Genomic DNA, 26,419 nt, shown 5'->3' on the forward strand with positions numbered 1-26,419 from the left:
GAACAACAACAACACGTCACAAGGAGAGTCGTTTGAAGCTCAAGGCCTTCTGCTGGGCGCTCGCCAGCATCCTGTCCCCCCTCGTTTGTGCTCCTGTCGTGGCGCAGACCTACGTGGTCGGCGTCGAGAACCTCCCGTTCGCTCCGCACTACAGCACCGATGCCCAGGGCAATTACCAGGGCTTTGCCCGCGATGTGCTGGACCTGTTCGCCAGCGCCAGTGGCATTACCCTGGAGTACCGTCCGCTGCCGGTGGATGCGCTGCTGCCGGCGCTGTTTTCCGGCGAGGTCGATCTCAAGTATCCAGACAATCCCGACTGGGCTCCGGAGCAGAAGGCCGGCAAGACCCTGCGCTATAGCCAGCCGGTGACGCAGTACGTCGATGGCGTGCTGGTGGCGCCGGAGCGACTGGGGCAGGGCATCGGCGCGCTGAAGCGGCTGGCGCTGGTGGAAGGCTGGACGCCGCGGGGCTACGAGGCGCCGATCCAGGCCGGGCAGATCAGCCTGGCGCCCAGCGCTGACCTGCGGCAGATGGTGCATGCCGCGCTGAAGAAACAGGCCGACGGCGCCTACTTCAATGTGGTGGTCGCCACTTACTACCTGGACAACATCCGCGCAAAGCCCGGTGCGCTGGTGTTCGATCCTTCGCTACCGCATACCCGCAGCACGTTCCACCTTTCCAGCGTGAAGCAGGGCGAACTGATCCAGCGCTTCGACCGCTTCCTCGTCGACCATGCCAAGGAGGTCGCCGCGCTCAAGGCCAAGTATGGCGTCGAGGCGAGCCTGGACTCCGAGCACCTAGGCGTCGAGCAGTGGAAGGTGGATTTCCTCGAGCGGCAGAAAGCGAAACAGAAGTCGCCGTAAGTTGCCATCTTCCCTAGAATCGCCGCTGTCGTTTGCGCGCCAGCCGTAGGGAGGATGAAGTGCGCCGCGCTTTGTTCATCTGTAGCCGCAACCGCTTGCGCAGTCCCACTGCCGAAGTTGTCTTTGCCAACTGGCCGGAGGTCGAGACCGACTCCGCCGGTCTGGCCCTGGACGCGGAGGTACTGCTGGGTGTCGAGCAGCTGGAATGGGCCGACCTGGTGTTCGTCATGGAGCGCCGGCATCGGCAGGCGTTGCTGCGCCGATTCCCCGTGGCGATGCGCGGCAAGCGCCTGGTGTGCCTGGATATCCCCGATGACTACGACTACCTGCAGCCCGAGCTGGTGCGGGTTCTCGAACTCAAGGTCGGGCCTCTTCTGCGGCAGGGGCAGGCGTGAGCGCAGTCCGTATTGCACTCCGGGATGCAGTGCTGGTCTGCCTGGGGTTCCGTATCCAGGCCCAGCCCGAGCCTTCGCTGGAAATCGATGGCGACCTGCTCTGGGCGCTGGAGCAGCCGCAATGGTGTGAGCTGGCCGTGTCGCTGGAAGAGCGCGGCGGCGGGTTGTGGATTGTGCCGCTGCCGCTTGCGCAGCAGGCGGGGTTCGATCCGCAGCGGGTGATCGGCTGGCGTGATGAGCCTGTGCGCATCGTGGAGCCCGAAGGCGTCGAGGATGCCGAGGCCGCCATCCATTGGTGGCGCGGCGGGACGGTCGAAGACGTGCGCGGGCGAGTCAGTCATCACCCCTGGGGGCGTTTGCTGCGTCTTGAGGGGCCAGGGATCGGTCCTGAGCACATACTCTTTCCCCGTGGTCTCGGCTGCGTCTATCTCGGCCATCTGCACACCGACTGGCGCCAGTTGCGGATCGAGCCGAGTTCCTGAGTTCGGCCCAAGCCAAGATTTCCGGAACCGAAGCGCAGCGGTCGCAGCCTAAATCTGCACTGACCCAGCGAGGTGCTCCGCATGGCCACCGAAAAACCGCCCGCTCGCGGCGCAGCCCAGTCGCGGCCGCGTAGCAAAGGCAGCGACTCTGCCGCAAAGCGCAAGACCGCACCGCGCACCCAGGCCAGGGAGTCGAAGGCGAGCGGGGATACCGCGGACGACCTCTCTGCCGAAGAGCGTCGCAAAGTCGAGAAGAGCCAGCCGCCCCGCGCACTGGTGCTGCACGAAGTCATCCGCCTGCAGGGCAATCACGAACTGGAGCGTACCCTGGCGGCGCTCTGGTGGTCGGCGCTGGCCGCCGGGCTGACCATCGGCCTGTCGCTGATGGCGATGGGGCTGTTCCGCGCGCGTCTGCCGGACCACGATATGGCGGTGATCACCACCAGCCTCGGGTATCCGGTCGGCTTCCTGGCAATCATCCTCGCGCGCCAGCAACTGTTCACCGAGAACACCCTGACGGCGGTACTGCCGGTGATGAGCGAGCCGACCCTGGAGAAGTTCGGCCAGTTGCTGCGCCTGTGGTCGGTGGTACTGCTGGGCAACATCGTCGGTGCCCTGCTGTTCGCCTACGGCATGCTGCACCTGCCGATCTTCGACACCAAGGCGGATCAGGCTTTCCTGGAGATCGGCCGCGAGGTCATGGAGAACGACCATTGGCAGATGTTTTCCAAGGGCATCGTCTCCGGCTGGATGATCGCCACCATGGTCTGGCTGGTACCGGCGGCGGAGAACGCCAAGGTGTGGATCATCTTCCTGGTCACCTACCTGATGGCGCTGGGCAGCTTCAGTCACATCGTGGTCGGCACCTGCGAGGTGGGCTACCTGATGTTCGCCGGAGAAGTGGGGCTGGCGGCGTTCGTCATCGATTTTGCCTTGCCCACGCTGGTAGGCAACATCGTGGGCGGCAGTCTGATCTTCGCCCTGATGAGCCATGCCCAGGTGCGCAGCGATACGTCACCGCCGGAGAAGTCCCCGAAAAGAAAAACGGCGCCCTGAGGCGCCGTTTTTTTCGTGCGGTGTGAAGCGAGGCGTCAGATGCCCAGCTTGTCGCGCATGGTGTAGTACCAGGCACCGATCGCGGAGAACGGCACCTGGAACATGCGGCCGCCCGGGAACGGGTAGTGCGGCAGGGTGGCGAAGGCGTCGAAGCGCTCGGCCTGGCCGCGCAGCACTTCGGCCAGCAGCTTGCCGGCCAGGTGGGTGTAGGTCACGCCGTGACCCGAACAGCCCTGGGAGTAATAGATGTTGTCGCCGATACGGCCAACCTGCGGCAGGCGCGAAAGCGTCAGCAGGAAGTTGCCGGTCCAGGCGAAGTCGATCTTCACGTCTTTCAGCTGCGGGAAGACCTTGAGCATCTTCGGACGAATGATCGCCTCGGTGTTCGACGGATCGCGCGCACCGTAGACCACGCCGCCACCGAAGATCAGGCGGTTGTCGCCGGTCAGGCGGTAGTAGTCGAGCAGGTAGTTGCAGTCCTCGACGCAGTAGTCGGTCGGCAGCAGGGACTTGGCCAGGTCGGCGCTCAGCGGCTCGGTGGTGATCACCTGGGTGCCGCACGGCATGGACTTGGAAGCCAGTTCCGGCACCAGGCCGCCGAGGTAGGCGTTACCGGCTACCACGATGAACTTGGCTTTCACGCGACCTTTCGGGGTGTGCACCACCGGATTGGCGCCACGGTCGATCTTCACGGCAGGGGACTGCTCGTGGATCACGCCGCCCAGGGATTCCACGGCTGCTGCTTCGCCCAGGGCGAGGTTCAGCGGGTGAATGTGGCCGCCGCTCATGTCGAGCATGCCGCCGACATAGCTGTCGGTGCCGACGACTTCGCGGATGCGCTTGGCGTCCATCAGTTCCAGCTGGGTGTGGCCGAAGCGTTCCCACAGCTTTTTCTGCGACTCCAGGTGGCCCATCTGCTTGGCGCTGAGGGCCGCGAACACGCCGCCGTCTTTCAGGTCGCACTGGATGTTGTACTTGGCGATGCGCTCGCGAATGATGCGGCCGCCTTCGAAGGCCATGTCGCCCAGCAGCTTGGCCTGCTTGGCGCCGACGGTGCGCTCGATGACGTCGATGTCGCGACTATAGCTGTTGACGATCTGGCCGCCGTTACGGCCCGATGCACCGAAGCCGACCTTGGCGGCTTCCAGTACGGTGACCTTGAAACCGTTTTCCAGCAGGAACAGGGCGGTCGACAGGCCGGTGTAGCCAGCGCCGATCACGCAGACATCGGTTTCCACCTCGCCCTGCAGTTCAGGACGGGCCGGGACCGGGTTGGCCGAAGCTGCGTAATAGGAAGAGGGGTAGGAAGTGTGCGGCATAATGCACCTGTGTTTGTTATTTTTTACGAGATGTGCGGATGCTACCTGAGTCGAATCTGGCCGGCTAGTGCCCGTGCAAAATAATTTACGGACGGTCGAACATAAAAAAATTCACTTTTTCAGTGGCTTAGCTGAAAAAAGTGCTTGACCGGTGAAAACGATCGCGTAGAATGCGCCCCACACGACAGGCACATAGCTCAGTTGGTTAGAGCACCACCTTGACATGGTGGGGGTCGTTGGTTCGAGTCCAATTGTGCCTACCAAACAAAATCGCTACGGCGATTTCAAAAAGGGCGATCCGAAAGGATCGCCCTTTTTGTTTGCCCGCAGGAAAGCTGTCGACTCGCGGTAACGGCTGGTGTGCCTGCTATGGTGTCCACTTGGGATGTCTCGGAGGTGGTGATGGGTGGTCTGCGATTCTGGTGGGTGCTCGGAGCTCTGTTGGTGCCGTTGCCTGCGTTGGCGGAAATGCAGGTGATCTGGCCGCAGGGCTGGGAGGTTTCGCGCTCGCCTGCGGATGTGGCGGCCGATGCGCCGGTGGTTCGCCAGCGCGGCGTGCGCGTGGCCGAGGATGGTTCTCAGGAGTTGGTAATGGAGGTGACGCGCAGTCGCCTTGGTTCCGGCGTCACTGTCAGTGTCGAGAATGTCATCGTCGAGATGCGCAAGGCGCTGCAGAAGGATTTCATGCGCCAGGGGTTTCAGGCTGCATGTAGCAAGCCGCTGGATGCCAGACTCGGCGGGCTCGACGGTCTGGAGGTGCGCTGTGGCATCAGCCAGAACGGCACTGAGGTTCTGAAGCAGACTGTTCAGGTTGCGTTGGGTGAGGGGGCGGCTTACTCACTGACCTACGCGGCACCGTCAGAGCGTTATGCGGACCTGGCGGGAGAGATTGAATCGGTGAAGGCGGGGATCAGCCTGCGCTGATTGCTTCCTTTATATAGAAGGCAGAAAAGCAAAAGCCCCGCTCATGCGGGGCTTTTTCGTTTTCAGGCTCAGGCAGCGATGGTGGCTTGCACTCGCTGGATAACCGCGTTCAGCGGGGCTTCGCCCAGGTATTGCTGGGGGTAGAGGCGTTCGGTGTGCTTGGCAATGCCATGCTCGTTCACCAGGGTGAAGCTGAAGCCGTGCTTGCGCTTGGCCTGGATGACGCAGTTCAGAGGGGCGAAGGCCGCCGAAAGGGTGCGAATCGCCTCCTGGATTTGCAGGGAGGTTTTCATTGTCTTGTCTTTCCAAATAGGTAACGGTCCTATGACCGTTGAATTCGTCAAAAGCTCCGGGTGCGATCTGAGAATGCAGAAGGCGTGTGACCGGAATATGGCAGCGAGTGGAAACTTCGGGGTCTGGTCGCGTCAGGCTGCGGCGTTGGGTCGGGCAGGTGTTCTGACGTGGGGCGCTGGTCGCTCGGGCAAATGTTCCTGGCGCGGTTGGCGCGCTCTGGAATCGATGCGGAGGATGCGCTGGCCGTGGCCCTGTAGAGCCCAGCTTCTGCCCTGGATCAGGTAGGGAGTGCTGGGAGGGGCGACCTTGGGTTTGGTGTTCGCTCTGGCGATTATAAGGATTTCTGCTGGCGATGGCTAGTTTTTATACAGCCGTCGGTCAGTGCGAGGTGAGCGAGTGGGGACTCCGCGGAGCGGGAGCGCTCCGCGGAAGCTCAGACCTATTGCAGCCAGGACTCCACGGTGTCGCCACCGTACTGTTGTTTCCAGGCCTTCAGGGTCTTGTGGTTGCCACCCTTGGTCTCGATGGTTTCACCATTGTGCGGGTTCTTGTAAACCTTCAGTTGGCGAGTGCGGCGCGGCTGCTGCGCGCTGGCAGGTTCGGCGGAAGTCTGCGGGTCGAGAATGTCGATGACATTGCGCAGGTTCATGCCGTACTGGTCCATCAAGGCTTGCAGTTGATCCTTGAACTCCAGTTCTTTCTTCAGGCCGCCATCGCTCTTGAGTTTTTCGAGCAGCGCGAGTTGCTCCTGGAGTTTGCGCTCGGCTTCGCGGAATTCCGCAAGTTTGGACATCTGGTTGCTCCCGTATGTAGGGTTGATTAGTACGGCGTGATTCTGTGTTCTGGTGGTTGTTCGCGTCAACTGAATATATGAATTATTGCGATTGGTGAAACACACTTTAAATATTGGCTGGGCTCGCCAGGTTGGCAGATTAATTGATCGATGATGGATAATGCGCGCGATAAAGGTTGTGGCGGGATTTTCTGTGGGGCAGTAATCCCTGCAAAAATTGTGTGCTTTATTGTGGTGCGTTGCGTGCGAGTGCCGGATGAATAACGAGATAGTGCAGTATTGGGTCAATGATTATGAACTGACGTGCCAGGTTTCCGGACGGGGTGCGCCGCTGCTTTTGGTGCACGGGTCGCTTTGTGATTACCGCTACTGGCGGGGGCAGGTCGAGGTCTTGTCGGCCCGGTATCGCGTAATAGTGCCCAGTTTGCGCCACTGTTTCCCGGAGCAGTGGGATGGCGAGGGGGTCGGCTTTACGACGAAGCAGCATGTTGACGACCTGCTGGCATTGATCGATCAAATACCTGGTCCGGTACATCTGCTGGGGCATTCGCGCGGAGGGAATATCTGTCTGCGGCTGGCGTTGATGGCTCCTCGTAAATTACTTTCGTTGACGCTTGCTGATCCGGGTGGCGACTTTGCCGATGATGTTTTTGCTGGGGTAAACATCGAGGCGCCAAATTCTCCCGTCGAGCGCAATCAATTTCGTCTTCAGGCTCTGCAGATGATTCGCGCGGGGGCGACGGAGGAGGGGCTTCGGCTGTTTGTCGATACCGTTAGTGGCGCGGGAGTCTGGTCGAAGTCCTCGCGTCAGTTTCGTGAAATGGCAACAGCCAATGCCATGACATTGGTCGGGCAGGTCGCTGATCATCCCGTGCCAATTAGTCGCGAGCAGATCGCGCAATTGCAGTTGCCGGTATTGCTGATCGGTGGGGCTAAAAGTCCGGAGCCGTTTCCGCGAATCATCCAAGCGTTGCAGTCGACCCTTGCTGATGCTCGGTCAGTGATGATTTCCGGTGCCTCCCATGGCATGAATGTGATCCGCCCGGCGTCCTTCAATCGAGCCGTTCTCGAATTTGTCGAGCAATACTGAGCGAAGTCAGGGTTGCCGCTCGTCAGTTCCTCTGAGTTGCAGTAACATCCTCCGCCTTGCCCGCTATCGTTTGCGGGCAGGTTTTCGATTTCTTCCAGTGATCTCCGTCCGCGCGCGAAAGCGCAGGGTGCCGACAAGGCGCCTGCCACTGTGAGGCAGGCCTGCCCGGCGGGCGACGCTTACTGGCACATCCCAACCCATGTGGCCTTTCGTAGGGGTCACCACTAGGAGAGGAGGCGCCATGCCCATCATTACTCTTCCCGACGGTAGTCAGCGTTCTTTCGATCATCCGGTCAGCGTGACCGAGGTGGCGCAATCCATTGGCGCAGGCCTGGCGAAAGCCACCCTGGCCGGCAAGGTCAACGGCCGTCTGGTCGATGCCTGCGACATCATCGACAGCGACGCGACCCTGCAAATCATTACCCCGAAGGACGAGGACGGGCTGGAAATCATCCGCCACTCCTGCGCCCACCTGGTGGGCCATGCGGTCAAGCAGCTGTATCCGACCGCCAAGATGGTCATCGGCCCGGTGATCGATGAAGGCTTCTATTACGACATCGCCTTCGAGCGTCCCTTCACTCCGGAAGACATGGCAGCCATCGAAAAGCGCATGGCCGAGCTGATCGAGAAGGATTACGACGTCATCAAGAAGATGACCCCGCGTGCTGAAGTCATCGAGACCTTCAAGGCCCGTGGTGAGGAATACAAGCTGCGCCTCATCGACGATATGCCGGACGAGAAGGCCATGGGCCTGTACTTCCATGAGGAGTACGTGGACATGTGTCGCGGCCCGCACGTGCCGAATACTCGTTTCCTGAAAGCCTTCAAGCTGACCAAGATTTCCGGCGCCTACTGGCGTGGCGACTCGAAGAACGAGCAGTTGCAGCGCGTCTATGGCACCGCCTGGGCGGACAAGAAGCAGCTGGCTGCCTACGTCCAGCGTATCGAGGAGGCCGAGAAGCGCGATCACCGCCGCATCGGCAAGCAGCTCGATCTCTTCCACCTCCAGGAAGAAGCGCCGGGCATGGTCTTCTGGCACCCGAACGGCTGGACTGTCTATCAGGTGCTCGAGCAGTACATGCGCAAGGTGCAGCGTGACCACGGATACGTGGAAGTCCGCACTCCGCAGGTCGTCGATCGCATCCTCTGGGAGCGCTCCGGCCACTGGACCAACTACGCCGAGAACATGTTCACCACTTCGTCGGAAAGCCGCGACTTTGCGGTCAAGCCGATGAACTGCCCGTGCCATGTGCAGATCTTCAACCAGGGCCTGAAGTCCTACCGTGACCTGCCGCTGCGCCTCGCCGAGTTCGGGGCCTGCCACCGTAACGAACCGTCCGGTGCGCTGCACGGCATCATGCGTGTGCGTGGCTTCACCCAGGACGATGCGCACATTTTCTGCACCGAAGAGCAGGTAAAGAAGGAAGCGGCCGACTTCATCAAGCTGACCTTGCAGGTCTATTCGGACTTCGGCTTCAGCGATGTCTCCATGAAGCTGTCCACTCGTCCGGCCAAGCGCGTCGGTTCCGAAGAGCTGTGGGATCGGGCCGAAAGTGCTCTGGCCGATGCTCTGAACGAATCCGGCCTGGAGTGGGAATATCAGCCGGGCGAGGGTGCCTTCTACGGTCCGAAGATCGAGTTCACCCTGAAGGACTGCCTCGGCCGTAACTGGCAATGCGGCACCCTGCAGTACGATCCGAACCTGCCGGAGCGTCTGGATGCCAGCTATATCGCCGAAGATAACAGCCGTACCCGCCCGGTTATGCTGCACCGCGCGATCCTCGGCTCCTTCGAGCGCTTCATCGGCATGCTCATCGAGCACTACGCCGGTCTGTTCCCGGCCTGGCTCGCACCGACCCAGGCGGTGGTGATGAATATCACTGACAAGCAGGGCGAATGGGCCGAAGAAGTGGTGCGTCAGCTCGAACAAAGCGGATTCCGTGCCAAGTCTGACTTGAGAAACGAGAAAATTGGCTTTAAAATCCGCGAGCATACTTTGCTCAAGGTTCCCTATCTGCTGGTTATCGGTGATAGGGAAGTTGAATCGCAGGCCGTCGCCGTACGTACGCGCGAAGGGGCAGACCTCGGCTCGATGCCGGTCGCCCAGTTCGCGGAGCTTCTCGCTCAGGCGGTTTCCCGGCGTGGTCGCCAAGACTCGGAGTAATCATTATTAAGCGTGAAATGAGACAGGATAAGCGGGCTCTCCCGAAACCACCGATCAACGAAAACATCACCGCCCGTGAGGTGCGTCTGATTGGTGCCGACGGTCAACAGATTGGCGTGGTCTCCCTCGATGAGGCCCTCCGTCTAGCCGACGAGGCCAAGCTGGACCTGGTGGAAATTTCTGCTGATGCGGTGCCCCCTGTCTGCCGCATCATGGACTACGGCAAGCACCTCTTCGAGAAGAAGAAGCAAGCCGCTGCTGCGAAGAAAAACCAGCACCAGCAACAGATCAAAGAAATCAAGTTTCGTCCAGGGACGGAAGAAGGGGATTACCAGGTAAAACTACGCAACCTGGTACGTTTCCTTAATGAAGGGGACAAGGCCAAGGTATCGCTTCGATTCCGTGGTCGTGAGATGGCCCACCAGGAGCTGGGCATGGAGCTGTTGAAGCGGGTCGAAAACGACCTCGCGGAAATCGGCACCGTGGAACAGCATCCCAAGCTGGAAGGACGCCAGCTGATGATGGTCATCGCTCCCAAGAAGCGTAAATAACCTCCCGGGCACTGGCAGGCCTGATGGTTATCAGTTGTTAACGAATGCGGAGTACTAAACATGCCAAAGATGAAAACCAAGAGTGGCGCCAAAAAGCGCTTCAAAGTGACTGCTGGTGGCATCAAGCACAAGCACGCTTTCAAGAGCCACATCCTGACCAAAATGACCACCAAGCGTAAGCGTCAGCTGCGCGGCACTTCGATGCTCGCTGCTTCCGACGTTCGCCGTGTAGCACGCTCCCTGCGTCTGCGTTGATTTCTGGTAGAGGATAAATAAATGGCTCGTGTTAAGCGTGGCGTGATTGCACGTCGTCGTCACAAAAAGATTCTGAAGCTCGCAAAAGGCTACTACGGCGCGCGTTCGCGTGTGTTCCGTGTTGCCAAGCAGGCGGTAATCAAGGCTGGCCAATATGCCTACCGTGACCGTCGTCAGCGCAAGCGTCAGTTCCGCGCCCTGTGGATCGCCCGTATCAACGCTGGTGCTCGTCAGAACGGTCTGTCCTACAGCCGTCTGATCGCCGGCCTGAAAAAGGCGGCCATCGAGATCGACCGTAAGGTACTGGCCGATCTGGCTGTGAACGAAAAAGCGGCGTTTACCGCGATTGTCGAGAAAGCGAAGGCCAGCCTGGCTTAAGCCCCACGACAGTTACCGGATCTCGGTCCGGACGTAACGTCACCGATAGGGGAAGAGCCTTACCGCTCTTCCCCTATTTTGTATCTGGAGTTGGTACATGGAAAACCTGGACGCGCTGGTTTCGCAGGCCCTGGACGCCGTGCGAAACACCGAAGACGTCAACGCCCTGGAGCAGATCCGGGTTCACTACCTCGGCAAGAAAGGCGAGCTGACCCAGGTCATGAAGACCCTGGGCGATTTGCCGGCCGAAGAGCGCCCCAAGGTCGGTGCGCTGATCAACGTCGCCAAGGAAAAGGTTCAGGATGTGCTGAACGCCCGCAAGGCCGAGCTGGAGGGCGCTGCCCTCGCCGCCAAGCTGGCAGCCGAGCGCATCGACGTGACCCTGCCGGGCCGTGGCCAGTCCTCCGGCGGCCTGCACCCGGTCACTCGCACCAAGGAACGCATCGAGCAGTGCTTCACCCGCATCGGCTATGAAGTGGCCGAGGGGCCGGAAGTCGAAGACGACTACCACAACTTCGAAGCGCTCAACATTCCGGGTCACCACCCGGCTCGTGCCATGCACGACACCTTCTACTTCAATGCGAACATGCTGCTGCGCACCCATACCTCGCCGGTACAGGTCCGCACCATGGAAAACCAGAAGCCGCCGATTCGCATTGTCTGCCCGGGCCGCGTTTACCGCTGCGACTCCGACCTGACCCACTCGCCGATGTTCCATCAGGTCGAAGGTCTGCTGGTCGATGAAGACGTCAGCTTCGCCGACCTCAAGGGCACCATCGAAGAGTTCCTCCGCGCCTTCTTCGAGAAGGAATTCTCCGTCCGCTTCCGTCCGTCCTTCTTCCCCTTCACCGAGCCTTCGGCGGAAGTCGACATCCAGTGCGTGCTTTGCAGTGGCAAAGGCTGCCGTGTCTGCAAGCAGACTGGCTGGCTGGAAGTCATGGGTTGCGGCATGGTCCACCCCGACGTGCTGCGCATGTCCGGCATCGATCCCGAGAAGTACCAGGGCTTCGCCTTCGGCATGGGTATCGAGCGTCTGGCCATGCTGCGCTACGGCGTGAATGACTTGCGCCTGTTCTTCGACAACGATCTGCGGTTCCTCGGCCAGTTCCGCTAGCCCGCAAGACCGTCAACGCATTTAGGAGAACAGGATGAAATTCAGTGAACAGTGGCTGCGGAGCTGGGTAAACCCGCAGGTATCCCGTGATGAGCTGGTAGCTCGTCTGTCCATGGCTGGCCTCGAGGTCGACGCCGTGATCCCGGTCGCCGGTCAGTTCAGCGGTGTGGTCGTGGGCGAAGTGCTGTCGACCGAACAGCACCCGGACGCCGACAAGCTGCGCGTCTGCCAGGTCAGCAACGGTTCGGAGACTTTCCAGGTCGTCTGTGGCGCGCCCAATGTGCGCCCAGGCCTGAAGATTCCCTTCGCCATGATCGGTGCCGAGCTGCCGGGCGACTTCAAGATCAAGAAGGCCAAGCTGCGCGGTGTTGAATCCAACGGCATGCTCTGCTCGGCCAAAGAGCTGGAGATCAGCGAAGAGAACGCCGGCCTGATGGAGCTCGCCGCGGATGCGCCTGTGGGTGCCAATATCCGCGACTACCTCGAACTGGACGACGCTTCCATCGAGATCGGCCTGACCCCGAACCGTGGTGATTGCCTGTCGCTGACCGGCCTCGCTCGCGAAGTCGGCGCGCTGTACAGCGCCGAGGTCAAGCCGGTTGTGGTCAGTGTTGTTGCTCCGCAGGTCGATGAAGTGCGCAGTGTTGAGCTGCAGGCGCCCAAGGCTTGCCCGCGCTACCTTGGCCGCGTTATCCGCAACGTCGACCTGAGCAAGCCGTCCCCGCTGTGGATGGTTGAGCGTCTGCGCCGTTCCGACATTCGCAGCATCGACGCTGCCGTCGACGTCACCAACTACGTGATGATCGAGCTGGGGCAGCCGATGCACGCCTTCGATCTCGACGAGATCAAGGGTGGCGTTCGCGTGCGCATGGCGGAGGAGGGCGAGAAGCTCGTCCTGCTCGACGGCCAGGAAGTCACCCTGCGTGCCGACACCCTGGTGATTGCTGACCATGAGCGTGCCCTGGCCATTGCTGGCGTGATGGGTGGCGAGCACAGCGGCGTCAGCGCCAAGACCCGTGATCTGTTCCTGGAGAGCGCCTTCTTCGACAACATCGCCGTCGCTGGCAAGGCTCGTTCTTATGGCCTGCACACCGATGCCTCGCACCGCTTCGAGCGTGGCGTGGACTCGCAGCTGGCTCGCCGCGCCATGGAGCGCGCCACTGAGTTGCTGCTGCAGATCGTTGGTGGCGAAGCTGGTCCGATCGTGGAAGCCGTCAGCGAGGCCGACCTGCCCAAGGTCGCTCCGGTCACCCTGCGTGCCGAGCGCGTTACCCAGATGCTGGGCATGACCCTGGAAAACACCGAAATCGAGCGTCTGCTCACCGCCCTGGAATTCGATGTCCAGAAAGCCGGTGCCGATACCTGGACTGTTGGCGTGCCGAGCCATCGATTCGACGTCTCGATCGAAGTCGACCTGATCGAAGAGCTGGGTCGCCTGTACGGCTACAACCGTCTGCCGGTTCGCTACCCGCAGGCGCGCCTGGCGCCGAACACCAAGTCCGAGTCCCAGGCTGAGCTGCCGGCGCTGCGCCGTCTGCTGGTCGCTCGCGACTACCAGGAAGCCATCACCTATAGCTTCATCGATCCCAAGCTGTTCCAGCTGTTCCACCCCGGTGTCGAGCCGCTGATGCTGGCCAACCCGATATCTGCCGACATGGCCGCCATGCGCGCCTCGCTCTGGCCGGGCCTGGTGAAGTCGCTGCAGCACAACCTCAACCGTCAGCAGACCCGCGTGCGCCTGTTCGAAAGTGGCCTGCGCTTCGTCGGGCAACTGGAAGGGCTGGTGCAGGAAAACATGCTCGCCGGCGTCGTCTGCGGCGCACGTCAGCCGGAAGGTTGGGCGAACGGTCGCGAGAATGTCGACTTCTTCGACGTGAAAGCCGATGTGGAAGCGCTGCTGGGCAATGCTGGTGCCATCGAAGCTTTCACCTTCTCCCCGGCGGAACACCCGGCGCTGCACCCAGGCCAAACCGCCAAGATCGAGCGCGATGGCGTGCTGGTCGGCTACCTGGGCGCTCTGCACCCGGAGCTGGCCAAGGCGCTGGATCTGGATCGTCCGGTCTACGTTTTCGAGCTGGTACTGGCCGAAGTGGCCAAGGGTCGCCTGCCGAAATTCAGTGAGCTGTCGCGCTTCCCTGAAGTGCGCCGTGACCTGGCGTTGATCGTCGATCTGGATACCCCGGCCGAGTTCGTGCTGGCAAATATCCGTGAAACGGCGGGCGAATGGCTGACGGACCTCAGGCTGTTTGACGTCTACCACGGTAAAGGTATTGATCCGCTTAGAAAAAGCTTGGCCGTTGGCTTGACCTGGCAGCATCCATCACGCACTCTTAACGATGACGAGGTGAACGCGACTACGCAGAATATCGTCGCCTCGCTGGAACAAAGGTTCAACGCCACGTTAAGGAAGTAGCGTATGGGGGCTCTGACGAAAGCTGAAATTGCTGAACGTCTGTACGAAGAGCTGGGCCTGAATAAGCGGGAAGCCAAGGAACTGGTGGAGCTCTTCTTCGAAGAGATCCGCCAGGCGCTGGAGCATAACGAACAGGTGAAGTTGTCGGGTTTCGGCAACTTCGACCTGCGCGACAAGCGCCAGCGTCCCGGACGCAACCCGAAGACGGGAGAGGAAATCCCGATCACAGCCCGGCGCGTCGTCACCTTTCGTCCAGGGCAGAAACTGAAGGCCAGGGTTGAAGCTTATGCTGGAACCAAGTCATAACGACGAGTTGCCCCCCATCCCGGGCAAGCGCTATTTCACCATCGGTGAAGTGAGCGATCTTTGCGCGGTGAAGCCGCACGTGCTGCGGTACTGGGAACAGGAATTCCCGCAACTCAACCCGGTCAAGCGAAGGGGCAACCGGCGCTATTACCAGCGCCAGGACGTGCTCATGATTCGCCAGATTCGCGCGCTGCTCTACGACCAGGGCTTCACCATCGGTGGTGCCCGTCAGCGCCTCACCGGTGACGAAGCTCGCGAGGACGCCACCCAGTACAAGCAACTGATCCGGCAGATGATCGCCGAATTGGAAGATGTGCTGCATGTGCTGCGCAAGTAACTGAAAAAAATGAAAAAAGCACTTCTCCAAAGCAAATGCTTGGGGTATAGTGCGATCCGCTTCTGAGGGAACTCAAAAGCAACGTCGGGGCGTAGCGCAGCCTGGTAGCGCACTTGCATGGGGTGCAAGGGGTCGAGTGTTCGAATCACTCCGTCCCGACCAAAAATCCCTAGAAAATCCAGTCACTTAGCGGTGACTGGATTTTTTTATGCCCGATGGTTTTTGACTGACTCTGAATTTTGCCCCACTTTTTGCCCCACCGGCGTTTTTTGCTCCGATCACAGTGATCGGATGTATCGACAGGGCGCTGGCGTGATTTAGTTCGGTAGTACCTTGACAGGGGCAGGTGGTCGTTCCACTTGAGCCAAGCGGGAAGAGCCTGTATCGCGCGTAGAGATCCAGGGCCAGGCCCTGCATGGTTATGTCCAGTTCACCACGGTGAATATGGCGTTGGGGGCCTTGTTCACTTCGCTGGCCGGATAGCGCCGAGCTAAAGCTCACCACTTCTTTAGGCTTCGCCTTGCACTCGGGCAAGGTGTGCATGCGGAAGAACAGGTCGTTCAACTACGAGATCGTAATGCCGAGCTGCTTCTTGATCTGTTGCGGATCGAAGCGGGTGTTATGCGGCACCTTGATCGCGCAAGTCGCGCCATCGACGGTAATGGATGGGGTATTGTTGCGTGCTGCCCAAGCTGTGGTCGGGTTAGTCCTTATCGTCAGGATGCTGGTGTGGGAGATCGCCAGAGGCAGGTAGCCGTCGTGCAGGCCTTTGCCCTTTAGTGAAGTATTCTGCCCCGTGGGCGCCTTGTGATCGCCTTGAGCATAGCGGCGGTTTCCAACTCATAACCAGACTCATGACTTCAGGTGTCCGCCGATGACCACTCTGACGTTCGCTCAACCTGTGTTACTGGCAGATCATTTCGACGTACCCGCAGATACGACTCCTTGGCTGGCGGCTGGTACTAGTGCTGCCTATGTAAAGACGAATCCGGGGATGACGCCGGCACGCTATCGTGCCTCGTTCAAAACCCTGTCACATGCCATGGTCCCTGTGTCTGCGTATGGAAAGAACCTGTCGAAGACCTATGGGTTGTACGTGCTGGCGTTCGGAGGTGCGAAGGATTTGACGCCCTGGATCTATGTGGGTACCACAGTGCGTGAAAGCGTTCTGGCGCGCATTCGCAAGCATCGGGTGAAAGCCACTGGGTCTCATATTGGTAGAGGCGCGAATGTCTCGGGAGGAGTCAATCACACTGCGGGGTGGAGGCCGTTCGCGGAGCGGCGCTATATCGAGCACGCTGGCAGACATGACCTGTACACAGACGTTAGGCTCGTTGTGGGGCAGCTTAATTTGCCGAACGTGGACGATACGAAGTTGCGCCAGTTCGAGGCTAGTCTTTGCAGCAATCAACATGGCGTGCTGGATCAGATCAAATCCATGCTGTGGTCGGTTGGGGTAGCTAAGGATGTTTCTCTGCTGACAGGCCGGCATGACAAGGCGCTTGCCAACAGTGGTATGCGTATCCTGTTCTGGGATGGCCAGATGAGCGTTTTTCCCTAAGACGCTAGGGCAGCACCTCAGTGAGGGCGGCGTCATGCCGGGCTCGTGCAGCACTTGGATCGGTATTTCGACGTAGAGCTGCATTTGAGGCGGAGATGGATTTCGCCGAGCGACGCCACTGCATGCGCTCAATGGCGCTTTCCGGCACCATGGGCAGGACAGTCGCCCTATGAGCGTCTGCGCGAACACACGCCATGGGGCGAGCAGCAGCACCTTATGAGCACAATGTACGCTGGAGCTCAGGGAGTGTGGCTGTAGGTCTACGATAAACCGCTCCCTATGGGGGGCGCACCTCGCTTGGGGTGACGGTGAGGACATCTAAGAGAAAAGGCCTAAGATAGTGCCGGCAACTGACACAGCCCAAATCATGAAGAGACGCCTTGCATGCCCGAAGACGACCACAGTGCTCCTCGCCTGATCAAGAAATACGCCAATCGCCGCCTATACGACACCCACACCAGTGCCCATGTCACCCTTGCTGACATTCGCCGGCTGGTTATCGATGAAGTGCCGTTTCAGGTAGTAGACGCGAAGAGTGGCGAAGACCTGACCCGGAGCATCCTGCTACAGATCATTCAGGAAGCGGAAAGTGATGGTGAGCCGATCTTCTCCAGCGACATGCTCAAGGGGATCATTCGCTTCTACGGCCCGTTCCAGGGCATGCTCGGCAACTATCTGGAGAAGAGCATCCAGACCGTGATCGACATCCAGACCCAGACCGGGGTGCAATCCTCGCAGGCTTGGAGTGACTTTATGCACAAGCAGGTGCCCGTCATGCAGGATCTGATGAGCCAGTATGTCGAACAGTCGAAGAAGCTCTATCTGGGGACTCAGAATCTTTTCGGCATGTTCGGCGGTATCCCGCCTGGCAATTCGAGGCAGAAGAAAAAAGACGGTGATGATCAATGACGACCATCACCGCTCTTGGTGCAGTTACCTTGCCTTACTTGCGCCCACCCGCAGTCTTGCTGGCTTCACGGGTCGCCTGACCTGCTGCGGAGGCCGCGGCAGCGATGCCGTTCTCGGCGATCTCGGCTGCCTGTTTGGCGGCCTTCTGCGCGCTTTCATAGACACTGCCGGCGCTTTCCAGTGCCGACTTGAGAACGGCTACCGCCGGCTCCGCACCCGCCGGGGCGTTCTTGGCGATGACGTCCACCAGTTCCCGCACATGCTTGGCGCCGGCCTCGACTTGGCGTTCGGCGAGCTTGGCGATATCCGCCTGAGTGCTGGAAACCAGGTCATACACCTCTCGATTGAACTCCAGCAGGCGCTCTGCCTGAGCAGTTGGCTGAGTGAGGGACGCCTGCAACTCGGCGAAGGCCTGCGGGTCACGCGCCGACAGCAGCTTACGTAGGCTGTCGAACTGCTCGCTGCTGGATGCGCGTAGCGCCTTGAACTGCAATTGACTGAGTTGCTCGACGCTCTCAAATACCTTGCCACTGATCTGCTGCAACAGGTCAAGGTTGGCTTTCTGTGCGCTTTGCAGTTTTTCTGAATCGAAAAAAGACATGGTTGGTCTCCTGGCAATGGGAAAGGCCGCTTGCGACCTAGCACGCGAAAACCATCCATGATGGAGCCGCTGCGCTAGCAAAATGTTGCACTGCACAAAGAGAGAGGGCAAGCGTTTTTGTGCGCTGCAAAAAAACTTTGCTCAAGTCGAGGTGATTCGCTATAAAACTTGGCCTGAAAGCCATGGCTCCTCTTCATGGAGAGGATCGAATGAGGGGGATTCCCGCGTCTCTGATATAGGAAAAGCTCATGAGCCAGGAAAGTTTTTTTGCAAAGCGAGAAGAGAGTTTCTCCTTATTTCATAATCTGTTCGAACACCTCGGACGCCTACAGCATCTGCACGGGAAGCTCCTGCTCGATGCCTTTGGTCAACGCCAAGAGGCTCTGCTCGCGCCACTGAGAGAAGGGCGCCTGCGTGTCCCCAGCGCAGGCGATTGCTGGGAGTACCTGGTCGACTTCGGACAGCGCAATCTGCTGTTCTGGGATGCACTTCGCCAGCGTGGTGACAATACCCTTGCCCACGAGCGCGCCGGCTATCCCCTGCTGCTCAAGTTTCCCTATGAGGTGCTGGTCGACGGCCACGACCTGCCTCACCCGGTCAACTACTCTCTGCTGCACATCGTTCCACCGGATGACCAGCCCAGCGATACCACGCGCCAGCCGGTCATCGTCATCGACCCACGCGGTGGTCACGGCGCCGGCATCGGCGGCTTCAAGCAGGATTCTGAAATCGGCGAAAGCTTGCGCGCTGGGCACCCGACCTATTTCATTGCTTTCAGCCATGCTCCCGCACCAGGCCAAACCCTGATCGATATCGCCGAGGCCGAGGCCCGCTACATCGAGGCGGTCAGCGCGCGGCATCCGGAGGCAGGGAAGCCCGTGGTGATCGGTAACTGCCAGGCCGGCTGGGCGCTGATGGGACTGGCTGCTGCACGTCCGGAACTACCAGGTCTGGTGATCGTCAATGGTGCGCCGCTGTCCTACTGGGCCGGAGTCAACGGGCGCAACCCGATGCGCTACGCTGGCGGTCTACTCGGCGGCGCATGGATGACTCGCTTGGGTAGTGACTTGGGTAATGGCCGTTTTGATGGCACCTGGCTGGTCAGCAACTTCGAGAGCCTGAATCCGGCCAACACCTACTGGAGCAAGTACTACAAGCTGTTCAGCAACGTCGACAGGGAAACCCCCCGCTTTCTCGATTTCGAGCGCTGGTGGGGTAGTCCAACCCTGCTCAACAGCGAGGAGATCGAGGTGATCGTCGATGACCTGTTCATCGGCAACCGCCTGGCTGGCGGTTCCGGGCGCAGGAGCAGCAGCATCGACCTGAAACGCATCGAGGCACCCGTGGTGGTGTTCTGCTCCTATGGCGACAATATCACTCCACCGCAGCAAGCACTGAATTGGATAGCCGACGTCTATCCCAGCGATCTGGCGTTGCGCAATGCCGGACGCACCATCGTCTATCTTCAGCATGCCAGCATCGGCCATCTGGGCATTTTCGTCTCCGGCAAGGTCGCCCGTCGTGAGCACAGGGAGCTGCTCGGCGCCATCGATGCCATCACCCTGTTGTCGCCAGGATTGTACGAACTGGTGATCGACGACCTGCCAGCATCCGCCAGTGACGACCAGGCTTACCAGGTACATTTCGAATCTCGGTGCATCGCCGACATTCTCTGCCACGATGAGGATGGTCGTAGCGACGAATTAGAGTTCGCCTTGGTCGACCGCGTCTCCGGATTCAATAGTACTCTCTACGACTGGCTTGTGCGTCCCTGGATGCGCAGGGCGATCAACGAACCACTCGCCGAATGCTTGCGCAAGAGCCATCCGTTCCACCAGCAGCAAGTTGTCTGGAGCAGTCTCAATCCAACGCTCTGGTGGTTGGCAGGCCATGCGGCTCTGACGCGCGTCAATCGCCGCCCGGCATCGCCCGACAATCCCCTATTTGCCTGGCAAGAGGTATCGTCCAGCACGGTTGAGGCCCTGCTCGATGGCTATCGTGATGTCCGCGACGCGGCCCAGGAGATGCTCTTCCATAGTTTCTATGGCGGCCTGAGCACCTTGACTGGCGACCAGGCACCACACTCGCAGCAGAGCTACGTCGAGCAACGTGACAAGGCTCTCGTCGAGCATCTGCACGACTCGCTTCTTCGTGGTGGGGAGCAGGAAGCGCTCATTCGCATTCTCTGCTTGCTCGCGCATGCAAGTGGCAGGTTCGGCAAGGAGCGCATCGAACAACTTGCTCAACAGGCCCGCACGCTCTCGCAACAGCTCGGCATCGACCCACTTGCCGTACGTGACAGCGTCCGTCTGCAGGATCTGCTGGTCTTTGCCCTCCCCGAGGAGAGTCTGAATACATTGCCATTGCTGGTTCCCGAGGCCGGGCAGCGTGAGGCAGTGCTGGCAGCCGCCGTGTACCTCGTGCCCGAACTTCTCTACGCCGAGGGCGCAGTGGGCGAACTCTGGCGCCGTTTGCACGACCAGCTTGAACACCCCGTGCCGGCCTTCGCACAATCAACGGTGCCACTCATCGCTATGGACAGCGCTCCAGACCAGACTTCGTTAACGCTGCACCTCCCCGAGGCAGTTACTCGCACTCCCAAGGTCGGCACACGGCCAAGGAAGAAAAGCGCCGCCCAGTCTTCCGATGCACAGATCGAAACCAGTCCGCCCCCTGTGGGGGCCAGGAGCAAGAGCCCCGTGGCTGCGGTAAAAAAAGCAGGTCGCGCCAAGGCAACTCGCTCTGCGCCTGCGCATGCCCCTGCGAGCCAGGACAAGGGAGGCAGCGCCGAATGAGCCAAGATCACTACCAGACGTTGCTGAACCGCTGCGCCGAAATTGGCCCGCTGCCCACCATCGTCGTACATCCTTGCGAGGCGAATGCTCTGCGAGGAGCGCTGGAGGCCACCCAGGCCGGACTGATAGCCCCGATTCTGGTGGGCCCGCGTCACAAGATCGCGGCAACCGCCAGCGAGGCTGGCCTGGATATCGACGGGTTAACCGTGGAGGACGTGCCACACAGTCACGCTGCCGCCGAGCGTGGTGTTGCCCTGATCCGCGAAGGTCGTGGCGAGCTGCTGATGAAAGGCAGCCTGCATAGCGATGAACTGCTGCATGCCGTGGCCGATCGTGAAAGCGGTCTGCGCACTGAGCGGCGCCTCAGCCATGTCTTCGCCATGAGTGTGCCCAGCTACCACAAAACGCTGTTCGTTACCGACGCGGCGGTAAACATCTTTCCCGGCCTGGAGGACAAGGCTGACATCTGTCGCAATGCGATCCAGATGCTGCACGCCCTGGGCATCGACCGTCCTAAGGTAGCGCTGCTGTCGGCGGTTGAAACTGTCACGGCCAAGCTGCCTTCGACCTTGGAAGCTGCCGCACTTGTGGTCATGTCTCAGCGTGGACAGATTGATGGCGCGTTGCTCGACGGGCCACTGGCTTTCGACAACGCGATCAACGCCGACGCTGCGCGGGTCAAGGGCATTCATTCAGAAGTCGCCGGCGATCCGGACATTCTGCTGGTACCGGACATGGAAGCGGGCAACATCCTCGCCAAGCAACTGATCTATCTTGCCGGTGCCGAGGCGGCGGGTATTGTCCTCGGCGCCCGCGTACCGATCATTTTCACCAGCCGCGCCGACAGTCCACGGGCACGCATCGCCAGTAGCGGGCTGGCCGTGTTGCTCGCCCAAGCGCTGCGCACCCAACTAGGTGTGTCCATATGAGCCCCGCTCAAGACGAGCTGATCGTCACCGTCAATGCTGGCTCCTCGAGCATCAAGACTGGTCTGTTCGCCGGCCGCCAAGGCGAGGAGCAGCCACGTTTGCTGGCGCGCGGCAAGCTGGACGGCATTGGCGTGGTGCCGCGCCTCCAGATAGTCATGGCTGATGGAACAGTGGTGCGGGACGTAGCCTTTGCGCCGGAGCATGTTGCTGATATGAAGGCGGCTTTCCAGCAGGTCTACAGCGCGCTGAAGGAAGGCCTACACAATCGCCCACCTGCGCTGCTCGGCCATCGAGTGGTGCATGGTGGGATGGATTTCAGCGCCCCGGTGCGCGTGGATCCTGCCGTACTGGCGCGCCTGGAGACGCTGGAACCCCTGGCGCCGCTCCATCAACCGCACAATCTGGCGGCTATCAAGGCAGCGCTCGAGCACAATGCGCACCTACCTCAGGTTGCCTGTTTCGATACCGCGTTCCATGCCGGGCGCAGTGAAATGAGCCAGCTCTTCGGCCTGCCCTACGCGCTGTACGAACAGGGTGTTCGCCGCTACGGCTTCCATGGCTTGTCATTTGAATATGTCAGCCAGCGCCTGATCGACAGAGCTCCAGAGCTCGCTTCCGGCAAGCTGGTCATAGCCCATCTGGGCAATGGCTCCAGCCTGTGCGCCATCGAGGCCGGCCGCAGCGTCGAGGTGACCACGAGTTTCAGCGCCCTCGACGGCCTCCCCATGGGCAGCCGCTGCGGCGCCCTGGATCCCGGTGTGCTGCTGTACCTGCTGGATCAGGGTATGCAGGTTCGCGATCTAGAGACGCTGCTGTATCGGCAGTCCGGCTTGCTCGGCATATCCGGGGTTAGCAGCGACATGCGCAAACTGCGCGCCAGCGACGACCCACGCGCAGCCCTGGCCATCGACTTCTACGCCTACCGCATTGCCCAGGAAATTGGTCGGCTCGCCACATGCTTGGGTGGGCTGGACGCGCTGGTATTCACCGCCGGTATCGGTGAAAAGGATGCCGCGTTGCGTGCCCAGGTGCTGCAGCTTCTCGCGCCACTCTTTGGGCTGCGCATCGATGACGCGGCGAACCAATGCAACGCCGAGCGCATATCCACTACTGCCAGCACACGGGATGTGTGGGTCATCCCCACCGACGAAGAGAGCATCATCGCCCGTCATGCCTGGCGGGTGTATCAGGATCAACGCTTATGAGTATCAAGGAAAGCCTGTCCCTCGCTGGTAAGCGCGGTCTGGTGGTCGGCATAGCTAACCCGCATTCGATCGCCTGGGGCTGTGCTCAGGCTCTGCATGACATGGGCGCTGAGCTGGCCGTCACCTGGCTGAATGACAAAGCCAGGGTGCATGTTGAACCTCTGGCGCAACAGGTGCATGCCAGTGTGCGCATGCCCCTGGACGTGACCCGGGCCGGCGAGCTGGACGCGCTGTTCGAGCACCTCGCAGTGCAATGGGGATCGCTGGACTTTGTCGTTCACTGCCTGGCTAGCGCACCCAAGGAGGAACTCCGCGGGCGCCTACTGGATAGCTCCAGTTCCGGGTTTCTGCAGGCCGTTGATATTTCCTGTCACTCCTTTATCCGCATGGCGCGCCTGGCCGAACCGCTGATGCCCCGGGGCGGCAGTTTGGTGACCATGAGTTACCTGGGCGCTCAGGAGACGATTGAAGGCTATGCCCTGATGGGGCCGGTCAAGGCTGCTCTGGAGTCCAGTGTGCGCTACCTGGCCACAGAGCTGGGGCCACGCAACATCCGTGTGCACGCCATTTCTCCCGGCCCTATGCCGACTCGGGCGGCATCCGGGCTGAAGGACTTTGATCACTTGTTAGAATCCTCGACCAATCGCGCGCCCTTACGCCGCCTAGTCACTTTGGAGGAAGTCGGCGGCCTATGCGTCTGGCTGGTTAGCGACGCGAGCCAAGGTCAGACTGGCGGAGTCCACTTCGTTGATGGCGGCCTGAACATCCTCGGTTGATTCAAGGTGCCTTCATGCAAATCCATGCGCGCAATATTTAACTTGGCGCTCTTATCCGAGCACCACTGTTTGCCGAACTATTGGGTGCCAGCAAACTCATGGATTTGGATGCCGCCAGTAACGCCGCGGGTCTGATTGCGCTCTGCTGTATCGGTGGACCGCTCGCCAGTTACTTGATACGCCGCCACGCATTGCTGCTAATCCCGTGGGCCTGGAAGTGGTAGAGCGTGGAACTGATAGTAGGGTATGCGCCTGCGCGGGTGAACAGCACATTCGTCCGTGTCAGCAAGCAAATATCGACTCAAGCCTCTCGACGCAAGAGCACCTCATCCGAGCCCTCTGCCGGCAGCATATCCACCAGCATCCCTACAAAGCTCGAACTTATCCGGTAAATATCCCACTGCCGTTTCTCGAAGAGCGCTGGCACACCTTGAAATGAGCGATCTAGGCGTCCGCAGATCAATTTTTATTGATTCCAGTCAATGATTGGTTAGATAGCGTTCAAGGCGCGCTAAGACTGGTGCGCGAGGACAATCCGGAATCGCCCGGGGACATTGTCCCTATACGTAAAGCGCCAGAGACTTGCCCGCTGTTCCAAGGTCTTGATTAACGAGGAATGGTTAATGGGTATTGCGAGCAATCTGGGACGAATAGCACTGGCCACCGGTGGTACGGGCAGTATCGGCGCGGTGTCGGCCTCCCGCAGTTCCTTGGAGAAGGCGGGCTGGAGTTTGGCCCAACTGGATCTGATCGAAGCCAATGAATCTTTCGCCGCACAGGCCCTGGCCGAGGGCCAGGGGCTGGATTGGGATGCTGGCAAGGTCAACGTCAACAGTGGCGCCATCGCCCGTGGCCACCCAGTTGACGCCTCCGGCTGCCGCGTACTGGTAAGCCTGCTGCATGAAATGCTCAGGCGTGACGTGAAAAAGGTCTGGCTACCCTGTGTGTCGGCGGCGGCCACAGCGTGGCGCTGGCCATCGAGCGCTGAGTGACGCTTTCGCGACTCTGCCGGATGTGCCCCCCTGCACCCGCACCGCCAGGCTGGCCGTGCGGTTACGTCCCGGCATGATCGCACCGCGCTCCTCACCGGGTGCGGCTTTTGTTTTCATATTCCCGGAGACGCCATGGACAACGCACACACCTTTGCTCGCTACTGGTCGGGACAGGTGCCTTTCATCGCTAGCTTCGTCCTGCAGCAGTTGCGCTTATACGTGGCGCAGAATGTTTGGTTCAACGGACATGACCAAAGCCGGTGGTTCGATGTACCCGTCGGGGCACTGGAGCAACTGCAGGATGGCTACCAACAACAGTGGACCGAGCTGGGCCAGCAATTGCTGACCTGCCAGCCGTTCGCATTCAATGATCGTCGATTTGCCAGCGGCAACTGGAGCGAACCGTTATTTGGCTCCCTAGCTGCCTTCTACTTGTTGAACTCCGGATTTCTGCTGAAACTACTGGAGCTACTGCCCATCGATGAGGAAAAGCCGCGTCAGCGCCTTCGTTACCTTATTGAACAAGCGATCGCCGCAAGTGCCCCGAGTAATTATCTGTTGAGCAACCCCGATGCGCTTCAACGCTTAGTGGAGACGCAGGGCGCCAGCCTGCTAAATGGCCTGTTTCATCTGGCCAGTGACATGCAGGAAGGCAAGTTGCGCCAATGCGACCTGGGCGATTTCGAGGTTGGCGTGAATCTGGCTGCCACCCCTGGTGCCGTGGTACTGGAAACCCCTCTGTTCCAGCTGATCCAGTATTCGCCGCTCAGCGAAACGCAATACCAACGGCCGGTATTCATCGTCCCGCCAGCGATCAACAAGTACTACATCCTTGACCTCGGCCCCGAAAACTCTCTAATCCGCCATCTACTGGAGCAAGGACATCAAGTTTTTCTAATATCCTGGCGCAACTTCACTCAGGAACAGGCCGACATAACCTGGGAACAGATCATCCAAGACGGAGTAATCAGCGCTTTACGTACTACCAGGGCCATCAGTGGTGAGCGCCACCTGAACTGCTTAGGTTTCTGCATCGGCGGCACCATGTTGAGTTGCGCTCTAGCGGTACTGGCAGCGCGTGGAGACCACGATATTGCCAGCTTGAGCCTATTCGCCACCTTTCTCGACTACCTCGATACTGGGCCTATCAGCGTTTTCGTCGATGAGCAACTGGTGGCTTACCGCGAGCGCACTATTGGTGGCCATGGTGGCAAATGTGGTCTGTTTCGTGGCGAAGATATGGGCAATACATTCTCATTGCTGAGGCCCAACGAGCTGTGGTGGAACTACAACGTAGAGAAGTACCTCAAGGGGCAAAAACCGCCTGCACTGGATCTGCTGTTCTGGAACAACGACAGCACCAACCTGCCGGGGCCCCTGTATTGCTGGTATCTGCGCCACACCTACCTGCAGAACGACCTCAAATCGGGGGAGTTGGATCTGTGCGGCGTCAAGTTGGATCTGCGGGCCATAGACGCACCAGCCTACATCTTGGGAACCCATGACGACCACATCGTGCCCTGGAGAAGCGCCTATGCCAGCACGGAATTGCTGGGAGGTTCAAAGCGGTTTGTCCTCGGCGCCTCCGGCCACATCGCCGGGGTGATCAACCCGCCAGATAGGAACAAGCGCCATTACTGGGTCAATGAACACATAGCACCGGCAGCCGACGACTGGTTGCAGGGTGCCCACCAGCATGCCGGTAGTTGGTGGGGAGATTGGTTCGCCTGGCTGGCTGGGTATGCCGGCTCACGCCTGCCTGCTGTCACTATGCTAGGTAATGCTGAATACCCTCCGCTTGAGCATGCGCCTGGCCGCTATGTTCGGCAATAAGCTCAATTTCTATTGAATAAAAAATGATCCGGCCGGCCGCCATCGTAGCCCGGACTGGCCGGTTGTTTCTTGAGGCTTCCGACC

26 protein-coding genes, 2 tRNA genes and 2 pseudogenes are annotated in these 26,419 nt (G+C 60.1%); 24 read left to right on the forward strand and 6 right to left on the reverse strand.

From position 1 onward, the window contains the following. Window positions 1-32: 32 nt before the first annotated feature. The 4 genes from N5C91_RS23900 to N5C91_RS23915 all read left to right on the forward strand — a co-directional run bounded on the left by N5C91_RS23900 (window position 33) and on the right by N5C91_RS23915 (window position 2,796). A complete protein-coding gene (locus N5C91_RS23900) occupies window positions 33-863 on the forward strand; it encodes a transporter substrate-binding domain-containing protein (RefSeq protein ID WP_236174989.1) in 831 nt (276 codons plus the stop codon). Window positions 864-922: 59 nt separating this feature from the next. Next, on the forward strand, window positions 923-1,258 hold the full coding sequence (locus tag N5C91_RS23905; RefSeq protein ID WP_279832490.1) for a low molecular weight protein tyrosine phosphatase family protein: 336 nt from the start codon (window positions 923-925) through the stop codon (window positions 1,256-1,258). Continuing rightward, entirely contained in the window at window positions 1,255-1,740 is a 486-nt protein-coding gene (locus tag N5C91_RS23910) for a hypothetical protein (RefSeq protein WP_279832492.1), read from the forward strand. Before N5C91_RS23905 ends, N5C91_RS23910 begins: the two co-directional genes overlap by 4 nt. Before the next feature lie 81 nt (window positions 1,741-1,821). Beyond that, window positions 1,822-2,796 carry a formate/nitrite transporter family protein gene (locus N5C91_RS23915; RefSeq protein ID WP_236201209.1) on the forward strand — a complete coding sequence of 325 codons (975 nt, stop codon included), beginning with the start codon at window positions 1,822-1,824 and terminating at the stop codon, window positions 2,794-2,796. A gap of 35 nt (window positions 2,797-2,831) precedes the next feature. On the opposite strand, the gene N5C91_RS23920 is transcribed toward N5C91_RS23915, so the two are convergent. Next, the gene (locus N5C91_RS23920; RefSeq protein ID WP_279832495.1) at window positions 2,832-4,115 is read right to left on the reverse strand and encodes an FAD-binding oxidoreductase; all 1,284 of its coding nucleotides are present in this window, start codon (window positions 4,113-4,115) and stop codon (window positions 2,832-2,834) included. Window positions 4,116-4,301: 186 nt separating this feature from the next. On the opposite strand from N5C91_RS23920, the gene N5C91_RS23925 reads away from it, so the two are divergent. Both N5C91_RS23925 and N5C91_RS23930 read left to right on the forward strand, forming a co-directional pair. Next, window positions 4,302-4,378, forward strand: a tRNA-Val gene (locus tag N5C91_RS23925). A gap of 139 nt (window positions 4,379-4,517) precedes the next feature. Then, window positions 4,518-5,039: a DUF4946 domain-containing protein gene (locus N5C91_RS23930; RefSeq protein WP_279832497.1), complete on the forward strand. Its 522-nt coding sequence runs from the start codon at window positions 4,518-4,520 to the stop codon at window positions 5,037-5,039. Between the two features lie 68 nt (window positions 5,040-5,107). Here the strand turns inward: N5C91_RS23930 and N5C91_RS23935 are convergent, their stop codons facing one another. Then, entirely contained in the window at window positions 5,108-5,332 is a 225-nt protein-coding gene (locus N5C91_RS23935; RefSeq protein WP_236174994.1) for a hypothetical protein, read from the reverse strand. Window positions 5,333-5,772: 440 nt separating this feature from the next. Further along, window positions 5,773-6,126 carry a histone-like nucleoid-structuring protein, MvaT/MvaU family gene (locus tag N5C91_RS23940; protein WP_236174995.1) on the reverse strand — a complete coding sequence of 118 codons (354 nt, stop codon included), beginning with the start codon at window positions 6,124-6,126 and terminating at the stop codon, window positions 5,773-5,775. Between the two features lie 256 nt (window positions 6,127-6,382). Here N5C91_RS23940 and N5C91_RS23945 point away from each other — a divergent pair, with 256 nt between their 5' ends. From N5C91_RS23945 to N5C91_RS23990, 10 genes are all read left to right on the forward strand, one after another. Continuing rightward, on the forward strand, window positions 6,383-7,216 hold the full coding sequence (locus N5C91_RS23945) for an alpha/beta hydrolase (protein ID WP_279832499.1): 834 nt from the start codon (window positions 6,383-6,385) through the stop codon (window positions 7,214-7,216). A gap of 241 nt (window positions 7,217-7,457) precedes the next feature. Continuing rightward, entirely contained in the window at window positions 7,458-9,380 is a 1,923-nt protein-coding gene (gene thrS / locus N5C91_RS23950; protein WP_138526039.1) for a threonine--tRNA ligase, read from the forward strand. Further along, window positions 9,380-9,931 carry a translation initiation factor IF-3 gene (gene infC, locus N5C91_RS23955; RefSeq protein ID WP_169942760.1) on the forward strand — a complete coding sequence of 184 codons (552 nt, stop codon included), beginning with the start codon at window positions 9,380-9,382 and terminating at the stop codon, window positions 9,929-9,931. Before thrS ends, infC begins: the two co-directional genes overlap by 1 nt. Before the next feature lie 60 nt (window positions 9,932-9,991). After that, a complete protein-coding gene (gene rpmI / locus N5C91_RS23960; protein WP_017516491.1) occupies window positions 9,992-10,186 on the forward strand; it encodes a 50S ribosomal protein L35 in 195 nt (64 codons plus the stop codon). Window positions 10,187-10,207: 21 nt separating this feature from the next. Beyond that, the gene (gene rplT / locus N5C91_RS23965) at window positions 10,208-10,564 is read left to right on the forward strand and encodes a 50S ribosomal protein L20 (protein ID WP_003099086.1); all 357 of its coding nucleotides are present in this window, start codon (window positions 10,208-10,210) and stop codon (window positions 10,562-10,564) included. Between the two features lie 97 nt (window positions 10,565-10,661). Then, window positions 10,662-11,678, forward strand: a complete 1,017-nt coding sequence (pheS, locus tag N5C91_RS23970; RefSeq protein WP_024763164.1) for a phenylalanine--tRNA ligase subunit alpha — start codon at window positions 10,662-10,664, stop codon at window positions 11,676-11,678. A 34-nt stretch (window positions 11,679-11,712) separates the two neighbouring features. Continuing rightward, entirely contained in the window at window positions 11,713-14,091 is a 2,379-nt protein-coding gene (pheT, locus tag N5C91_RS23975; RefSeq protein WP_279832504.1) for a phenylalanine--tRNA ligase subunit beta, read from the forward strand. 3 nt (window positions 14,092-14,094) lie between these two features. Next, window positions 14,095-14,397, forward strand: coding sequence for an integration host factor subunit alpha (gene ihfA, locus N5C91_RS23980; RefSeq protein ID WP_003090661.1), 303 nt, complete (start codon window positions 14,095-14,097; stop codon window positions 14,395-14,397). After that, a complete protein-coding gene (locus tag N5C91_RS23985; protein WP_015476661.1) occupies window positions 14,378-14,734 on the forward strand; it encodes a MerR family transcriptional regulator in 357 nt (118 codons plus the stop codon). Before ihfA ends, N5C91_RS23985 begins: the two co-directional genes overlap by 20 nt. A gap of 85 nt (window positions 14,735-14,819) precedes the next feature. Continuing rightward, window positions 14,820-14,896 (forward strand) — tRNA-Pro (locus N5C91_RS23990). A gap of 24 nt (window positions 14,897-14,920) precedes the next feature. Here the strand turns inward: N5C91_RS23990 and N5C91_RS23995 are convergent. Both N5C91_RS23995 and N5C91_RS24000 read right to left on the reverse strand, forming a co-directional pair. After that, on the reverse strand, window positions 14,921-15,298 hold the full coding sequence (locus N5C91_RS23995) for a hypothetical protein (RefSeq protein ID WP_134303967.1): 378 nt from the start codon (window positions 15,296-15,298) through the stop codon (window positions 14,921-14,923). Further along, a pseudogene (locus N5C91_RS24000) lies at window positions 15,299-15,523 on the reverse strand (hypothetical protein); the annotation flags it as partial. It lies immediately after the preceding gene. Between the two features lie 85 nt (window positions 15,524-15,608). On the opposite strand from N5C91_RS24000, the gene N5C91_RS24005 reads away from it, so the two are divergent. Then, complete coding sequence (locus N5C91_RS24005; RefSeq protein WP_134303966.1) at window positions 15,609-16,295, forward strand: hypothetical protein; 687 nt, start codon at window positions 15,609-15,611, stop codon at window positions 16,293-16,295. 384 nt (window positions 16,296-16,679) lie between these two features. Beyond that, window positions 16,680-17,204 (forward strand): polyhydroxyalkanoate synthesis repressor PhaR, encoded by a 525-nt coding sequence (gene phaR / locus N5C91_RS24010; protein ID WP_023124045.1) that lies wholly within the window; start codon window positions 16,680-16,682, stop codon window positions 17,202-17,204. A 34-nt stretch (window positions 17,205-17,238) separates the two neighbouring features. On the opposite strand, the gene N5C91_RS24015 is transcribed toward phaR, so the two are convergent. After that, window positions 17,239-17,805 (reverse strand): phasin family protein, encoded by a 567-nt coding sequence (locus tag N5C91_RS24015; protein ID WP_023124046.1) that lies wholly within the window; start codon window positions 17,803-17,805, stop codon window positions 17,239-17,241. A 248-nt stretch (window positions 17,806-18,053) separates the two neighbouring features. Here N5C91_RS24015 and N5C91_RS24020 point away from each other — a divergent pair, with 248 nt between their 5' ends. The 6 genes and pseudogenes from N5C91_RS24020 (at window position 18,054) to phaC (ending at window position 26,335) form a co-directional block, all read left to right on the forward strand. Continuing rightward, window positions 18,054-20,600 (forward strand): DUF3141 domain-containing protein, encoded by a 2,547-nt coding sequence (locus N5C91_RS24020; RefSeq protein WP_279832509.1) that lies wholly within the window; start codon window positions 18,054-18,056, stop codon window positions 20,598-20,600. Beyond that, window positions 20,597-21,529: a phosphate acetyltransferase gene (locus N5C91_RS24025; RefSeq protein WP_023124048.1), complete on the forward strand. Its 933-nt coding sequence runs from the start codon at window positions 20,597-20,599 to the stop codon at window positions 21,527-21,529. Before N5C91_RS24020 ends, N5C91_RS24025 begins: the two co-directional genes overlap by 4 nt. Next, window positions 21,526-22,734 (forward strand): acetate/propionate family kinase, encoded by a 1,209-nt coding sequence (locus N5C91_RS24030; protein WP_043158183.1) that lies wholly within the window; start codon window positions 21,526-21,528, stop codon window positions 22,732-22,734. The genes N5C91_RS24025 and N5C91_RS24030 overlap by 4 nt, the downstream gene beginning before the upstream one ends. Beyond that, window positions 22,731-23,510: an enoyl-ACP reductase FabI gene (gene fabI, locus N5C91_RS24035; RefSeq protein ID WP_043158184.1), complete on the forward strand. Its 780-nt coding sequence runs from the start codon at window positions 22,731-22,733 to the stop codon at window positions 23,508-23,510. Before N5C91_RS24030 ends, fabI begins: the two co-directional genes overlap by 4 nt. 680 nt (window positions 23,511-24,190) lie before the next feature. Then, window positions 24,191-24,498, forward strand: a pseudogene (locus N5C91_RS24040) (acetyl-CoA C-acetyltransferase); the annotation flags it as partial. Window positions 24,499-24,634: 136 nt separating this feature from the next. Continuing rightward, entirely contained in the window at window positions 24,635-26,335 is a 1,701-nt protein-coding gene (gene phaC / locus N5C91_RS24045) for a class I poly(R)-hydroxyalkanoic acid synthase (protein WP_279832513.1), read from the forward strand. The last annotated feature ends 84 nt before the right edge of the window (window positions 26,336-26,419 follow it).

Source organism: Pseudomonas sp. GD03903, assembly GCF_029840045.1.
GTDB classification, from domain to species: Bacteria; Pseudomonadota; Gammaproteobacteria; order Pseudomonadales; family Pseudomonadaceae; genus Pseudomonas; species Pseudomonas pseudonitroreducens.

Bases quoted from the DNA above. Each gene is read 5' to 3' on its own strand.
- thrS (WP_138526039.1), top strand. From the start codon at position 7,458: ATGCCCATCATTACTCTTCCCGACGGTAGTCAGCGTTCTTTCGATCAT.
- fabI (WP_043158184.1), top strand. From the start codon at position 22,731: ATGAGTATCAAGGAAAGCCTGTCCCTCGCTGGTAAGCGCGGTCTGGTG.
- N5C91_RS23940 (WP_236174995.1), bottom strand. From the start codon at position 6,126: ATGTCCAAACTTGCGGAATTCCGCGAAGCCGAGCGCAAACTCCAGGAG.
- N5C91_RS24020 (WP_279832509.1), top strand. From the start codon at position 18,054: ATGAGCCAGGAAAGTTTTTTTGCAAAGCGAGAAGAGAGTTTCTCCTTA.
- ihfA (WP_003090661.1), top strand. From the start codon at position 14,095: ATGGGGGCTCTGACGAAAGCTGAAATTGCTGAACGTCTGTACGAAGAG.
- N5C91_RS24030 (WP_043158183.1), top strand. From the start codon at position 21,526: ATGAGCCCCGCTCAAGACGAGCTGATCGTCACCGTCAATGCTGGCTCC.
- N5C91_RS23935 (WP_236174994.1), bottom strand. From the start codon at position 5,332: ATGAAAACCTCCCTGCAAATCCAGGAGGCGATTCGCACCCTTTCGGCG.
- N5C91_RS23920 (WP_279832495.1), bottom strand. From the start codon at position 4,115: ATGCCGCACACTTCCTACCCCTCTTCCTATTACGCAGCTTCGGCCAAC.
- rpmI (WP_017516491.1), top strand. From the start codon at position 9,992: ATGCCAAAGATGAAAACCAAGAGTGGCGCCAAAAAGCGCTTCAAAGTG.
- N5C91_RS23930 (WP_279832497.1), top strand. From the start codon at position 4,518: ATGGGTGGTCTGCGATTCTGGTGGGTGCTCGGAGCTCTGTTGGTGCCG.
- phaR (WP_023124045.1), top strand. From the start codon at position 16,680: ATGCCCGAAGACGACCACAGTGCTCCTCGCCTGATCAAGAAATACGCC.
- rplT (WP_003099086.1), top strand. From the start codon at position 10,208: ATGGCTCGTGTTAAGCGTGGCGTGATTGCACGTCGTCGTCACAAAAAG.
- N5C91_RS24015 (WP_023124046.1), bottom strand. From the start codon at position 17,805: ATGTCTTTTTTCGATTCAGAAAAACTGCAAAGCGCACAGAAAGCCAAC.
- N5C91_RS24025 (WP_023124048.1), top strand. From the start codon at position 20,597: ATGAGCCAAGATCACTACCAGACGTTGCTGAACCGCTGCGCCGAAATT.
- N5C91_RS24005 (WP_134303966.1), top strand. From the start codon at position 15,609: ATGACCACTCTGACGTTCGCTCAACCTGTGTTACTGGCAGATCATTTC.
- N5C91_RS23915 (WP_236201209.1), top strand. From the start codon at position 1,822: ATGGCCACCGAAAAACCGCCCGCTCGCGGCGCAGCCCAGTCGCGGCCG.
- N5C91_RS23945 (WP_279832499.1), top strand. From the start codon at position 6,383: ATGAATAACGAGATAGTGCAGTATTGGGTCAATGATTATGAACTGACG.
- N5C91_RS23985 (WP_015476661.1), top strand. From the start codon at position 14,378: ATGCTGGAACCAAGTCATAACGACGAGTTGCCCCCCATCCCGGGCAAG.
- pheT (WP_279832504.1), top strand. From the start codon at position 11,713: ATGAAATTCAGTGAACAGTGGCTGCGGAGCTGGGTAAACCCGCAGGTA.
- pheS (WP_024763164.1), top strand. From the start codon at position 10,662: ATGGAAAACCTGGACGCGCTGGTTTCGCAGGCCCTGGACGCCGTGCGA.
- phaC (WP_279832513.1), top strand. From the start codon at position 24,635: ATGGACAACGCACACACCTTTGCTCGCTACTGGTCGGGACAGGTGCCT.